At 38.6% G+C, this 14,379-nt stretch carries 10 protein-coding genes; 9 read left to right on the top strand and 1 reads right to left on the bottom strand.

What is annotated here, in order from left to right:
• Positions 1-75: 75 nt before the first annotated feature.
• From T323_RS0117015 to pyrE, 8 genes are read left to right on the top strand one after another with little or no spacing between them, the layout of a single operon-like run.
• Positions 76-972, top strand: a complete 897-nt coding sequence (locus T323_RS0117015; RefSeq protein WP_026674349.1) for an aspartate carbamoyltransferase catalytic subunit — start codon at positions 76-78, stop codon at positions 970-972.
• Positions 969-2,240 (top strand): dihydroorotase, encoded by a 1,272-nt coding sequence (gene pyrC, locus T323_RS0117010; protein WP_026674348.1) that lies wholly within the window; start codon positions 969-971, stop codon positions 2,238-2,240. Before T323_RS0117015 ends, pyrC begins: the two co-directional genes overlap by 4 nt.
• A gap of 2 nt (positions 2,241-2,242) precedes the next feature.
• Positions 2,243-3,334 carry a carbamoyl phosphate synthase small subunit gene (locus T323_RS0117005; protein ID WP_026674347.1) on the top strand — a complete coding sequence of 364 codons (1,092 nt, stop codon included), beginning with the start codon at positions 2,243-2,245 and terminating at the stop codon, positions 3,332-3,334.
• Positions 3,335-3,347: 13 nt separating this feature from the next.
• The gene (gene carB / locus T323_RS0117000; RefSeq protein ID WP_026674346.1) at positions 3,348-6,536 is read left to right on the top strand and encodes a carbamoyl-phosphate synthase large subunit; all 3,189 of its coding nucleotides are present in this window, start codon (positions 3,348-3,350) and stop codon (positions 6,534-6,536) included.
• 25 nt (positions 6,537-6,561) lie between these two features.
• Positions 6,562-7,326, top strand: a complete 765-nt coding sequence (locus T323_RS0116995) for a dihydroorotate dehydrogenase electron transfer subunit (RefSeq protein WP_035179201.1) — start codon at positions 6,562-6,564, stop codon at positions 7,324-7,326.
• Entirely contained in the window at positions 7,323-8,234 is a 912-nt protein-coding gene (locus T323_RS0116990; RefSeq protein ID WP_026674344.1) for a dihydroorotate dehydrogenase, read from the top strand. The genes T323_RS0116995 and T323_RS0116990 overlap by 4 nt, the downstream gene beginning before the upstream one ends.
• On the top strand, positions 8,235-8,948 hold the full coding sequence (pyrF, locus tag T323_RS0116985; RefSeq protein WP_026674343.1) for an orotidine-5'-phosphate decarboxylase: 714 nt from the start codon (positions 8,235-8,237) through the stop codon (positions 8,946-8,948). It begins immediately after the preceding gene.
• Positions 8,945-9,577, top strand: a complete 633-nt coding sequence (gene pyrE / locus T323_RS0116980) for an orotate phosphoribosyltransferase (protein WP_026674342.1) — start codon at positions 8,945-8,947, stop codon at positions 9,575-9,577. The genes pyrF and pyrE overlap by 4 nt, the downstream gene beginning before the upstream one ends.
• An 86-nt stretch (positions 9,578-9,663) precedes the next feature.
• Here the strand turns inward: pyrE and T323_RS0116975 are convergent, their stop codons facing one another.
• Positions 9,664-11,373, bottom strand: coding sequence for an Rqc2 family fibronectin-binding protein (locus T323_RS0116975; RefSeq protein ID WP_026674341.1), 1,710 nt, complete (start codon positions 11,371-11,373; stop codon positions 9,664-9,666).
• A gap of 126 nt (positions 11,374-11,499) precedes the next feature.
• Between T323_RS0116975 and T323_RS0116970 the strand changes: the two genes are divergently transcribed.
• Complete coding sequence (locus T323_RS0116970; protein ID WP_026674340.1) at positions 11,500-14,202, top strand: calcium-translocating P-type ATPase, SERCA-type; 2,703 nt, start codon at positions 11,500-11,502, stop codon at positions 14,200-14,202.
• The last annotated feature ends 177 nt before the right edge of the window (positions 14,203-14,379 follow it).

Here is a 14,379-nt window from a genome sequence, read left to right as displayed (position 1 = left end):
ATCTCTTCCTACTTTTCTGCACCCTAAAATGTCTTTTAGGGTGTTTTTTATAGGCTAAATAGGGGAGGAAAAACAATGAACATATTAACGATGCCATTACTTGGAACAGATGAAATTCATCAAATATTAGAGCAAGCACAACAGTTTTTAAATGGAGATAGGTGGCAACCGAATCGCGAAACATTTGTTTCAAATTTGTTTTTTGAACCGAGTACTCGAACGAAATTTAGCTTTGAAGTGGCCGAAAAGAAACTAGGTTTACAAGTATTAAATTTTGAAGCTGATTCATCCAGTGTCATTAAAGGAGAAACTTTATATGATACGGTGAAAACACTCGAAGCCATTGGTACAAATGTCGTTGTGATTCGCCATGAACGAGATGAGTATTTTAACGAATTAATTGGAACGATATCAATTCCCATAATAAATGGAGGAGATGGTTGTGGTCACCATCCGACACAGTCATTGCTTGATTTATTAACGATTAAACAAGAATTTGGCTCATTTGACGGCTTGAAGGTGGTCATTGTTGGGGACATTAGACATAGTAGAGTAGCTCGTTCAAATGCAGAAGTACTCCATCGTCTTGGAGCCAGTGTTTGGTTTTCAGGACCGAAACAATGGATTGATGATTCTATCCCGTATGGTCAATATATCGATATTGATGATGCTGTTGAAATGGCTGATGTGATGATGATGTTACGCATTCAACACGAGCGTCATGCGGTGAAAATGGTAACAGAACAAAATGACTATCATGATCAGTTTGGATTAACGTTAGGACGGGAACAGAGAATGAAAACAAACAGCATTATCATGCATCCAGCCCCGATTAACCGTGGCGTTGAGATTGCAAGTGAGCTAGTGGAATGTCCACGTTCTAGAATATTTAAGCAAATGACAAATGGAGTTGCTGTAAGAATGGCTGTATTAAAAAGAGCCATTGAACAATCTGGAGGGGGAATACGATGAACACAGTAGTGAAAAATGGTCAGTTACTAGATGAAAATGGGAATTTAGTTCAAAAAGATATTTTGATTGAAAATGGAAAAATTATAAAAATAGCAGAAAATCTAAACGGAGAAACAGTTATCGATGTGTCCAATCAATTGGTCATTCCAGGAATGCTAGATCTACACGTTCATTTCCGGGAACCTGGTGGTGAGCATAAAGAAACAATTCAAACCGGTTCAGAGGCGGCGGCAAGAGGTGGATTTACAACGGTTGCCCCAATGCCAAACACACGTCCAGTGCCAGATACAAAAGAACAAATGGATTGGGTTCAACAACGAATTAAAGAAACGGCAAAAGTACGTGTATTACCATATGCAGCAATTACTACTCGTCAATTAGGTAAAGAGTTAACCGATTTTGCTCAATTAAAACAAGCAGGCGCTTTTGCCTTTACTGATGATGGTGTTGGCGTCCAAGATGCAAGTATGATGTTAGCAGCGATGAAAGAAGCGGCAAAACAAAATATGGCGATTGTCGCTCATTGTGAAGAGAATACACTTATCAATCAAGGTTCGGTCCACGAAGGAAAATTTTCAGAAAAGCACGGAATCAATGGAATTCCTTCTGTCTGTGAATCGGTTCATATTGCCCGTGATGTCCTGTTAGCAGAAGCAGCAAATGCCCATTATCATGTGTGTCATATTAGTACGAAAGAATCGGTTCGTGTTGTCCGTGATGCAAAAAAAGCGGGTATTCATGTTACAGCTGAAGTTACGCCACACCATCTTTTATTATGTGATGAAGATATCCCAGGGCTTGACCCCAATTATAAAATGAATCCTCCACTACGAGGAGCGGAAGATAAAACAGCGTTAATTGAAGGATTATTAGATGGAACAATTGATTTTATTGCTACAGACCATGCTCCACATGCAAAAGAAGAAAAAGAGGCAGGAATGCAGAAAGCTCCATTTGGCATTGTAGGGTTAGAAACCGCATTTCCACTTATGTATACGTACTTAGTAGAAAAGGGGACGATGACATTAAAGCAACTTGTCGATTGGCTAACGAATAAGCCTGCATCTGCATTTCAACTTCCATATGGAACATTAGAGGAAGGGGCTTTGGCCGATATAACCGTCATTGATTTACATCATGAAGAAAAAATCAATCCTGACAATTTCGCATCAAAAGGGAAAAACACACCATTTGCAGGCTGGACATGTAAAGGATGGCCAACATATACGTTTGTAGAAGGCAAGCTTGTTTGGCAGAAGGGGGAATAACGATGAAAAGACAATTAATTTTAGAAGATGGAACGGTGTTTGTTGGAAGAGCATTTGGAAGTGAAATCGAAAATGATGGGGAAGTCGTTTTTAATACAGGGATGACAGGATATCAAGAAATCCTTTCAGACCCATCATATTGCGGGCAAATTGTAACGTTAACTTACCCTCTTATAGGGAATTATGGAGTCAACCGTGATGATTTTGAATCGATTGAACCTGCTATCCACGGTTTGATTGTAAAAGAAGTGGCAGAGTACCCTAGTAATTATCGTAGCGAAGAAACATTACATGACCTTCTTGCTTTTAAAGGAATTCCAGGATTAGAGGGCATTGATACGAGAAAATTAACTAGGTTAATTCGAAAACATGGAACGTTAAAAGGAAAGCTTTGTAATATGGAAGCAAATGTTGATGAGGTAGTTACACAATTACGAGAAAAACCATTAGAAATAAACCAAGTCGCTCGTGTGTCAACAAAAGACCCGTACCATGCACCAGGAAGAGGGTACCGTGTTGTCCTCGTTGACTTTGGCGCCAAACACGGCATTCTTAGAAACTTAATTCATTATGATTGTGATGTTATCGTTGTTCCTTTTAATGCATCAATAGAAGAAGTCCTTCGGTTAAATCCAGATGGAATTATGTTATCAAACGGCCCTGGAGACCCTGCTGATGTTGAAGAAGGTATTGAATTAATTAAAGGATTAATCGGTAAAGTTCCGATTTTCGGCATTTGTTTAGGTCATCAATTAATCTCACTTGCATGTGGTGGGAAATCAGAAAAAATGAAATTCGGTCACCGTGGTTCGAACCACCCAGTAAAAGAACTTGAAACAGGAAAAATTGATATTACCTCTCAAAATCATGGGTTTACGATTGACCCGAAGTCACTTGAAAATACTCGTTTAAAAGTGACTCATGTATCAGTTAATGACGGCACGGTAGAAGGGGTTGCTCATATAGATCATCCTGTGTTTAGTGTTCAGTACCATCCAGAAGCATCACCTGGCCCAGAAGATTCTAACCATTTATTTGATAAATTTATTCGTATGATTGAAGAATATAAAAACGGAAAAGTACGTAACGCTTAAGGGGGAGACAAAAGTGGGAAAACGAACAGATATAAATAAGATATTAGTGATTGGCTCTGGTCCAATCGTCATCGGACAAGCAGCAGAGTTTGATTATGCAGGAACACAAGCATGTCAAGCCCTTAAAGAAGAAGGATATGAAGTCATTTTAATTAATTCTAACCCTGCCACGATTATGACAGATACAACTATGGCGGATAAAGTGTATATTGAGCCGATTACGTTTGAATTTGTAAGTCGAATTATTCGTCAAGAACGCCCAGATGGCTTATTGCCAACTTTAGGTGGACAAACAGGGCTAAATATGGCTGTTGAGTTAGAAGAGTCAGGAATTTTAGATGAATTTAATATTGAATTATTAGGAACAAAGCTAGATGCAATTAAACAAGCGGAAGACCGTGATTTATTCCGTACTCTCATGAATGAACTACAAGAGCCAGTTCCTGATAGTGATATTGTTCATAACTTAGATGAAGCATATCAGTTTGTCGAAAGAGTAGGATATCCGATTATTGTCAGACCTGCTTATACGTTAGGTGGTACAGGTGGTGGAATCGTTCACGATGAAGAAGAATTAATTGAAACGGTTTCTAGTGGATTGAAATATAGTCCTGTTACCCAATGTTTATTAGAAAAAAGCATTGCTGGGTTTAAAGAAGTTGAATATGAAGTGATGCGTGATGCAAAAGACCAAGCGATTGTGGTTTGTAATATGGAAAACTTCGACCCTGTTGGTGTACACACAGGAGATTCAATCGTATTTGCACCGAGTCAAACACTATCAGACCGTGAATACCAAATGTTACGTAACTCTGCCCTTCGTATTATTCGTGCGTTAAAAATAGAAGGTGGTTGTAATGTTCAATTTGCTTTAGACCCAGACAGTTTCCAATATTACTTAATTGAAGTGAACCCACGGGTAAGTCGATCTTCTGCTCTTGCTTCAAAAGCAACGGGTTATCCAATTGCAAAAATCGCAGCAAAAATTGCCGTTGGTTATGCATTAGATGAGATTATCAATCCAATTACGCAAACGACATATGCAAGTTTTGAACCGTCATTAGATTATGTCGTTAGTAAAATCCCACGTTGGCCATTTGATAAATTTGAGTCTGCTAATCGTAAACTAGGAACACAAATGAAAGCAACTGGAGAAGTTATGGCGATCGGGAGAAACTTAGAGGAGTCATTATTAAAAGCGGTTCGCTCACTTGAATCCAACGTCACACATATTCAAGTGGAGGAGATGGCTCAGCTTGATAATGACGAAATCGACCGCAGAATTGCAGCAGCGGACGATGAAAGATTGTTCGTTATTGGGGAAGCATTTCGTCGAGGCTATACGGTGAAACAAATTTGGGAATTAAGTAAAATTGATCCATTCTTTTTACAAAAACTTGAAAAAATTGTATTACTCGAAAAAACATTAAAAGAAAATAAGCAAAATGTTGAACTATTACAAGAAGCGAAAGAGCGTGGCTTTGCGGATGCGTTTATTGCTAATCAATGGGACATGACAGAACTTGAGGTCTTTACCTTACGTGAACAACATGGAATGATGCCGGTATATAAAATGGTCGATACGTGTGCTGCTGAGTTTGAATCGGCTACACCTTATTATTACGGGACGTATGAAGAGGAAAATGAATCTGTCATTACAGAGAAGAAGAGCATATTAGTTTTAGGTTCGGGTCCTATTCGAATTGGACAAGGCATTGAGTTTGATTATGCTACTGTTCATACGGTGTGGGCGATTAAAGAAGCTGGTTATGAAGCCATTATTATAAATAATAATCCAGAAACAGTCTCAACTGATTTCAGTACATCAGATAAATTATATTTTGAACCGCTCACGATTGAAGATGTGATGCATGTTATTCGCCAAGAACAACCAGAAGGAGTCATCGTACAATTTGGAGGTCAAACGGCGATTAATTTAGCAGCCGACTTGCAAGAGAGAGGCGTAAAAATTTTAGGAACTGCACTTGAAGATATGGACCGTGCAGAAAACCGTGATAAATTTGAACATACATTGCAACAGCTTTCTATTCCTCAACCATTAGGAAAAACGGCGACTTCTGTAGAGGCAGCTGTAACGATTGCTAATGAAATCGGCTATCCGGTTTTAGTTCGTCCGTCATATGTTTTAGGTGGACGTGCGATGCAAATCGTTTACCAAGAAGAAGAGTTATTAAATTATATGGAAACGGCAGTTAAAGTGAATCCGAAACATCCGGTGTTAATTGACCGTTATTTAACAGGAAAAGAAATTGAAGTCGATGCGATTTCTGATGGAGAAACAGTTTATATTCCAGGGATTATGGAACATATTGAGCGTGCTGGTGTTCACTCTGGTGACTCCATTGCGGTTTATCCACCACAAACATTGTCTGAAGAAGTAAAAGCAAAAATTATTGACCGAACAATTGCACTCGCGCGTGGTCTTCGTATTGTCGGCTTACTCAATATCCAATTTGTTCTTCATGATAATGAAGTATATGTTCTTGAAGTTAATCCGCGTTCAAGTCGAACTGTACCGTTTTTAAGTAAAATTACAGGTGTTGCGATGGCGAATATTGCTACAAAAGCTATCCTAGGACAAAAACTACCTGAATTAGGATTTGAAACGGGATATCATCCAGAAGGAAAGCAAGTGTCTGTAAAAGTGCCGGTATTCTCATTTGCAAAATTAAGACGTGTTGATATTACATTAGGACCAGAAATGAAATCAACAGGAGAAGTAATGGGGCGGGACTACACATTAGAAAAAGCACTTTACAAAGGGTTAATTGCGTCAGGAATGAAAATTCCAAAGCATGGGTCGGTATTATTTACAATAGCTGATAAAGATAAAGAAGAAGCGTTAGCGCTTGTTCGCCGCTTCCACCGCATTGGGTTTAATGTTTTAGCGACAGAGGGAACAGCAAGTCTTGTCCAAGCAGAAAAGATTCCAGTGACAGTTGTAAATAAAATTGGAGATGCAACACCAAACTTATTAGATGTGATTCGTAACGGTGAAGCACAATTTGTTATTAATACATTAACAAAAGGAAAGCAACCTGCCCGTGACGGCTTCCGTATTCGCCGCGAATCAGTTGAAAATGGAGTTGTTTGTTTAACCTCATTAGATACAGCAGAGGCATTATTAAAAGTACTAGAGTCCATTACCTTTGCATCTGAAAGTATGCCAGTGATGAATTAAGGGGGAAATCCAATTGAGAAGAGATATGTTAACGATAGTTTCTCAAGAACAAATCGCCGATTCCATTTTTGAACTCGTATTAGAAGGTTCATTAGTTGAAGAAATGGAGCAACCTGGTCAATTTGTTCATGTAAAAGTAGACCGAGGGATCGACCCGCTCTTACGTCGTCCGATAAGCATTTGTCATGTTGATAAAGCCAAACAACAACTGACGATGTTATATCGTGCTGAAGGTAAAGGGACCACATTAATGAGTGAACGTGTACAAGGAGAAGAAGTAGATTTATTAGGGCCTCTTGGAACTGGTTTTCCAGTGGAAGCCGTGTCAAAAGGAGAAACAGCGTTATTAGTAGGTGGGGGAATTGGGGTTCCTCCTCTCTACTATCTTTCTCAACAATTAAAGGCAAAAGGGGTAAAGGTCATTCATGTGTTAGGATTTGCATCAAAGAAAGACGTGTTTTATGAAGAGAAATTTTCTGCATTAGGTGATACATATGTATCGACTGTTGACGGAACTCATGGTACCTTAGGTTTTGTTACCGATGTGATTGCTCAACAAAAACTTAATTTTGATGTTCTTTATTCCTGTGGACCAAACCCCATGTTAAAAGCATTAGAAGCCAATTATAAAGACAGACGTGGTTTCTTATCATTAGAACAAAGAATGGGCTGTGGAATTGGGGCTTGTCTTGCTTGTGTATGCCATTTGCAAAATGACCCAGAAGGAACCGCATATAAGAAAATTTGTACAGATGGTCCTGTATTTCCGATAGGCGAGGTGGTTTTATGAGTCAATTAGCAGTGCAATTACCAGGCTTATCGATGAAAAATCCAATCATGCCTGCATCTGGATGTTTTGGATTTGGAAAAGAATATGCCCAGTTTTATGATTTATCCGTTCTCGGAGCTATTGCAGTAAAAGCTGCAACATTTGAACCACGATATGGTAATCCAACCCCTCGAGTGGCTGAAACAGCGGCAGGAATGTTAAATGCAATTGGCTTACAAAATCCCGGAATTGATAAGATTATGGGAGAAGAATTACCGTGGCTCGAAAAATATGATGTTCCGATTATTGCCAATGTCGCAGGGTCTGAAATGGAAGATTATATCGAAGTGGCGAAGCGAATTTCAACGGCGAAAAACGTGGCGGCACTTGAACTAAATATTTCATGCCCAAATGTGAAAAAAGGTGGAATAGCCTTTGGGACAATGCCTGAAGTGGCTGCCCAATTAACAAGGTTAGTAAAAGAAGTATCTGAAAAACCGGTTTATGTAAAATTATCACCGAATGTATCTGATATTGTAACGATGGCAAAAGCAGTAGAAGAAGCAGGAGCAGATGGTCTATCGATGATTAATACATTACTTGGCATGAGAATTGACCGAAAATCACGCAAACCGATTTTAGCTAATGGAGCAGGAGGATTATCAGGTCCGGCTATCAAACCTGTTGCCATTAGAATGATTCACCAAGTAAGCCAAGCTGTATCAATCCCGATTATTGGAATGGGTGGGATTGAATCCGCAGAAGATGTCATTGAATTCTTCTTAGCGGGAGCAAGCGCAATTGCTGTAGGTACAGCTAACTTTGTTGACCCGTTTGTTTGTCCAACTATTATCGACCAATTGCCAGCGTTATTAGATGAAATGAATGTGAGCCATATTTCCGAATTAACTGGAGGGAGTTGGAAATAAATGGACAGGCCAATTATTATAGCACTTGATTTTGCAAGTGAAGAAGCTGTATTTTCGTTTTTGCAACATTTTCAATGGAAACCGCTTTTTGTGAAGGTGGGAATGGAGTTATTTTATAGCTTAGGTCCAAACTTCCTCGAAAAGTTAAAAGAAGCGGGACATCATATCTTTTTAGATTTAAAGCTTCATGATATTCCTAATACAGTGCATCATGCCATGAAAGTATTAGCTAAGCAACAAGTGGATATTGTTAATGTGCATGCTGCCGGTGGTTCAAAAATGATGATAGCAGCAAGAGAAGGATTAGAGGCAGGAACAACATCTGGGCAAAAACGGCCAGCGCTTATTGCAGTGACTCAATTAACAAGCACATCTGAGACAATGATGAATTCAGAATTAGGAATTCCTGGGTCTCTCAAAGACACGGTGAAATCATATGCTGCTCTAACGGAACAAAGTGGTTTAGATGGTGTGGTTTGTTCTCCGCTAGAAGTTCCGTTAATTAAAGAAGTGTGTTCTTCTTCTTTTGTAACAGTTACTCCAGGTATACGATTGCTAGGTGATGATATAGGGGATCAGACACGTGTAACAACACCAAAACAAGCAAGAGAATTAGGAAGTTGGGGGATTGTTGTAGGGAGAACGATAACGAAATCCGAAAACCCCGCCGAAGCTTATGAAAATGTGAAAAAGGAATGGAGTGAAAGTGAATGAAAAGAGAAATCGTCTCTCATTTATTAGATATAAAGGCTGTCGCATTAAAGCCGAATGACCCATTTACTTGGAGTTCTGGATTAAAATCACCGATTTATTGTGACAATCGCTTAACATTATCTTACCCAAATGTGCGTCGTGCGATTGCAGATGGTCTTGTTCAATTAATTGAACAGCATTTTGATGGAGTCGATGTAGTCGCTGGCACAGCAACAGCGGGGATTCCTCATGCAGCATGGGTCAGTGAAAGAATGGAATTACCGATGGCTTATATACGTAGTAAATCAAAAGGTCATGGAAAAGGCAATCAAATTGAAGGTGTGATTAATGAAGGTGACCGTGTGGTGATTGTTGAAGATTTAATTTCCACCGGAGGAAGTGTAATGACAGCAGCAGAAGCTGTTCGTGAGGCAGGTGCTGAGGTTGTTGGTGTCGTTGCAATTTTTACATACGGACTTGAATCAGGCCAAATAAATTTACAAAATGCCAATATTGAGGCTGTGACATTAACGGATTATGATGCATTGCTCGAAGTGTCATTAGAACGAAATGAAATTACAAATGACCAAATTGAAAAATTAAAACAATGGCGAGAAAACCCTGCATCAGAAGCATGGATGACGAAGTAAAAAAGAAAGGGGAACTTCAGTGTGCAATCCTGAAGTTCCCCTTTCTTTTTTTATAAAACATTGTAATTACTATTTTACTTGGGCTGTTAAATGCGTAGTGAAACAACAAGATCTTCATCAGGAGTCACGTAAACGGTTGTTTGATTATCATAAATGACAAAGCCAGGCTTTGCTCCGTTTGGTTTTTTAACATGCCGAATTTTTGTATAATCGACGGGTACAGAACTAGAATGTTTCGCTTTACTAAAATAAGCAGCTAAATGCGCAGCTTCCATAATCGATTTCTCATCGACAGTCGTGCTACGGATGACAACATGTGAACCTGGAATATCTTTTGTATGAAACCATAGTTCATCTTGTCTTGCTAATTTGTTAGTAATATATTCGTTCTGTTTATTATTTTTTCCTACCACAATTTCTAATCCTGTTGACGATACATAACGGTCAAGTTGTGGCTTATCCTCTTTCTTTTTCTTTTTAACGTCGTTTCGGCGTTTCCGTAAATACCCACCTTCCACTAATTCTTCGCGTATTTCTTCAATATCTTTAGGGGAAGCAGATTCCACTTGTTGAATCAGTTGCTCAAAATAGGACATTTCTTCTTTTGCTAGTTTAATTTGTTCAAGGACAACTGCAATTGAATTTTTTCCTTTGTTATATTTTCGAAAAAACTGCTGGGCATTTTCTGAAGGAGATTTCAACGGGTCAAGTTTGATTTCTATCGTACCGCTGTTTTCATCATAATAGTCAACAACTTCAACAGTTGTATCCCCACGTTTTACAACGTGTAAATTGGCAGTAAGCAGTTCACCAAAGCGTTGATACTTATTTGCTTTTTCTCCTTCTTGTAACGTTTGTTCAAGCTTTTTAATTTTTTTATTGTTTTTTTGCCACTCATTTCGAATAAATCGTTCGATGTCTTGTCCTTGTTGTTTTACTCTATCTCTTTCTGCCTTTCCGTAATAAAATCTGTCAAGAAGTAAACTAACCGATTCAAAGGTTTGGACATTCCCACCAAGATGAGTCATCGGAATAATGGAGAAGTATTCCTTATCTGCGACTGTAATTTTTTGAGGAACAACCTTTTTTTCCTTTAGTGGGTCAATGACAGAAAAGAAGGCATCAGTAAGGGTTTGGCGGTTAGCCAACCCAGCTCGTGCATAAATTTCTTTAGCTACTAGAGGAGAAATGCCAGAAAAGCGGTCAACGATTTGCTTATCAAGTTTACCTTGATTAAAGTCTAGTTTTTGTTGAAACTCTTCTTTTGTAATGGTAAAAGGATCAAGTTTCTCTTGTGGAGGAGGAAACTCATACGGTTGACCAGGTAAGACCGTTCTGACACTGCTTTGTGAAAGTGAAACATGTTTAATACTGTCTATTATTTTTCTCGTAGTCGAATCAACTAAAATAATATTACTATGTCTGCCCATGATTTCGATAATCAGTTGTTTTTGACTGATATCACCTAATTCATCTTTTCCTTTTATATGGAGAATGATGATTCGTTCCATTTCTACTTGTTCAATTTTATCGATAATCGCCCCTTCTAAATGTTTTCTAAGCAACATGCAAAACATGGGAGGGGTTTTTGGGTTTTCATACTTTTCCATTGTAATATGAGCGCGCGAAAAGCTCGGGTTTGCTGAAAGTAATAGTTGATAATTTTGACCTTGCGCCCGTATCGCAAGGATGATCTCATTTTTATAAGGTTGATATATTTTTGAAATTCTACCTGTTTCAAAAAGAGAACGGAACTCTTCGGTAATTGCTCGTGTTATGAGTCCATCAAAAGACATAAAGATCACCTTTCTATAAAAAACTTGCGTTCAATTAACAGTATAGCATTTTTTAGGACGTGCTTGAATAAGATGGCTTGTATAGGTTGTTTAAATGATTTTACTAGTAAGATATGGGGTGTGGGCATGAAATGGTACGAGATGGAGATTAATGAGGTCGAAAGATCAACAGGAACTCACATGCAAAAAGGTTTAACAAAAAAGGAGGCAGAAAAACGACTTAAACAATATGGAGAAAATAAATTAGATGAGGGAGATAAACCTTCAGCCCTATTCGTGTTTTTAAATCAGTTTAAAGATTTTATGGTTCTTGTATTACTCGCGGCAACATTGATATCGGGATTACTAGGGGAATATATTGATGCCATTACCATTATGGTCATTGTATTATTAAATGGAGTTCTTGGATTTGTCCAAGAGAGAAAGGCTGAAAAATCATTAGCAGCACTTAAAGAATTATCCGCCCCGCAAATGGTTGTGCTTCGAGAAGGACAATGGGTCAAAATCCTATCGAGTGAAGCTGTTGTAGGAGATGTTGTGAAAATAGCAAGTGGAGATCGAATTGGGGCAGATATACGTTTAGTTTCAGCAAGCGGCCTTAAAATAGAAGAGTCTTCTCTTACTGGAGAATCTGTACCTGTTCAAAAAGTCGTCGATTCGATTAAAGGTGATACGATTGAAGTCGGGGATCAAGAAAATATGGCTTTTATGGGGACAATGGTTACACAAGGAAATGGAATCGGAGTCATTGTCGCAACAGGAATGAAAACAGAAATGGGCAAAATTGCTCACCTGTTACAATCAACAGAAACATTAGTGACCCCACTTCAACGTAAATTAGAGCAATTAGGGAAAATATTAATTGTAGCTGCACTAATGTTAACCGCACTTGTTGTTATTATCGGTGTAATACAAGGTCATGATGTGTATACGATGATTTTAGCTGGGGTCTCTTTAGCGGTGGCAGCAATTCCAGAAGGACTTCCGGCCATTGTTACAGTTGCACTTGCCCTTGGTGTTCAACGAATGATTAAAAGAAAAGCCATCGTTCGTAAACTACCAGCGGTTGAAACACTAGGTTGTGCTTCTGTTATTTGTTCAGATAAAACAGGAACATTAACACAAAATAAAATGACCGTTACTCATGTTTGGTCTGGAGGAAAAACATGGAATATTACAGGAACAGGATATGAGCCCGTTGGTGACTTTCTCTACGAAGGAAAGAAAGTAAAAGTAGAGTCAAATCGAACACTGCAACAATTGCTTGTTTACGGAAAGCTATGTAACCATGCTTCAATTAAAGTAAAGAAGGAAAAAGACGGGGTTTTAAAAAAAGCAAAAACGACATATCAACTTGACGGTGATCCGACTGAAGGGGCACTTGTAGTTGCTGCGATGAAAGCGGGGATAAAAGACGAGGAAATTCAAAGTCAGTTTACCGTTGTAAAAGAATTTCCGTTTGAATCGACGAGAAAGATGATGACTGTCATTGTAAAAGATAAAAAAGGTCAATTATACGCGATTACAAAAGGTGCACCAGATGTCATATTATCGAATAGTACAGACATCGTCTATGCTGAAAAAATGGAACCATTAACGTCTCGTCATCTTGATAGAGTAAATGAGGCGATTACGACACTAGCAAGCCAAGCCTTACGAACAATTGCGATTGCATATCGACCGATTAAAGCTGGGGAATCGATAGAACAAACATTAGATGTGGAACGAAATTTAACGTTTATTGGATTGCAAGGTATGATTGACCCGCCACGAGAAGAAGTCCGTGACTCTATTCGTGAGTGTCGTCAAGCAGGAATAAAAACGATTATGATAACGGGTGATCATGTAATAACGGCTAAAGCGATAGCCACACAATTAGGTATTCTTCCAAAGGGAGGAAAAGTGTTAGATGGTCAAACCTTATCTAGATTAAGTGTGAAAGATTTAGAAGAAATTGTTGATGATGTGTACGTGTATGCGCGGGTATCGCCTGAACATAAGTTGAAAATTGTAAAGGCTCTGCAAGCAAAAGGTCATATTGTAGCAATGACAGGTGATGGTGTGAATGATGCTCCTGCAATTAAAGCAGCGAATATTGGGATTGCCATGGGGATTACAGGAACAGATGTAGCAAAAGAAGCTTCTTCTTTAATCTTAAGTGATGATAATTTCGCTACGATTAAAGCTGCTATTAAAGAAGGTCGCAATATCTATGAAAATATAAGAAAATTCATTCGCTATATGCTTGCCTCAAATGTTGGTGAAATTCTTGTCATGCTATTTGCTATGATGTTAGGTCTTCCACTGCCATTGGTAGCCATTCAAATTTTATGGATTAATTTAGTAACAGATGGATTACCTGCAATGGCTCTTGGAATGGACAAAGCAGAAGGTGATGTCATGAAAAGACCACCGCGTAGTCCAAATGAAGGTGTGTTTGCTAGAGGGCTAGCATGGAAAATTATAAGCCGTGGATTTATGATTGGGATTGTTACACTAGTCGCCTTTATGGTTACCCTAAATGCGGATCCAAATGATTTAATGAAAGCACAGACGGTCGCATTTGTGACATTAGTAATGGCCCAGCTCATTCATGTGTTTGATTGTCGCAGTGAGTACTCGGTTTTCCATCGAAATCCGTTTGAAAATATTTATCTTGTATTTGCTGTGTTATCATCCATACTTTTAATGTTGGTCGTTGTTTATTACCCACCACTTCAAGGGATTTTCCATACAACAAGTTTGACAGGAAGAGAGTGGTTGTTAATTCTTGGAATGGCTGCTATTCCAACTGTGGCATTAGGTGGGTTCAGACTACTAAAAAAATAATGGATTTGAAAAAAGAGACAATACAACGCCTTAGAGACTTGGATTCTCAAAGGCGTTTTGTCTTAGTTTCACCCCTGCTTGTACATATTGGATGCCAATTCAGTGCATACAGCAACTTTCCCCAATAACAATAACAAAATGGCTGTTGAAAAAACGCTCTTCTTTCTTCTACTTGTT

It is taken from the genome of Alkalihalobacillus bogoriensis ATCC BAA-922 (assembly GCF_000621445.1).
Taxonomy (GTDB): domain Bacteria; phylum Bacillota; class Bacilli; order Bacillales; family Bacillaceae_F; genus Bacillus_AO; species Bacillus_AO bogoriense.
Note: the sequence above shows the minus strand (reverse complement) of the source record. Positions and strands in the feature narration are given on the sequence as shown.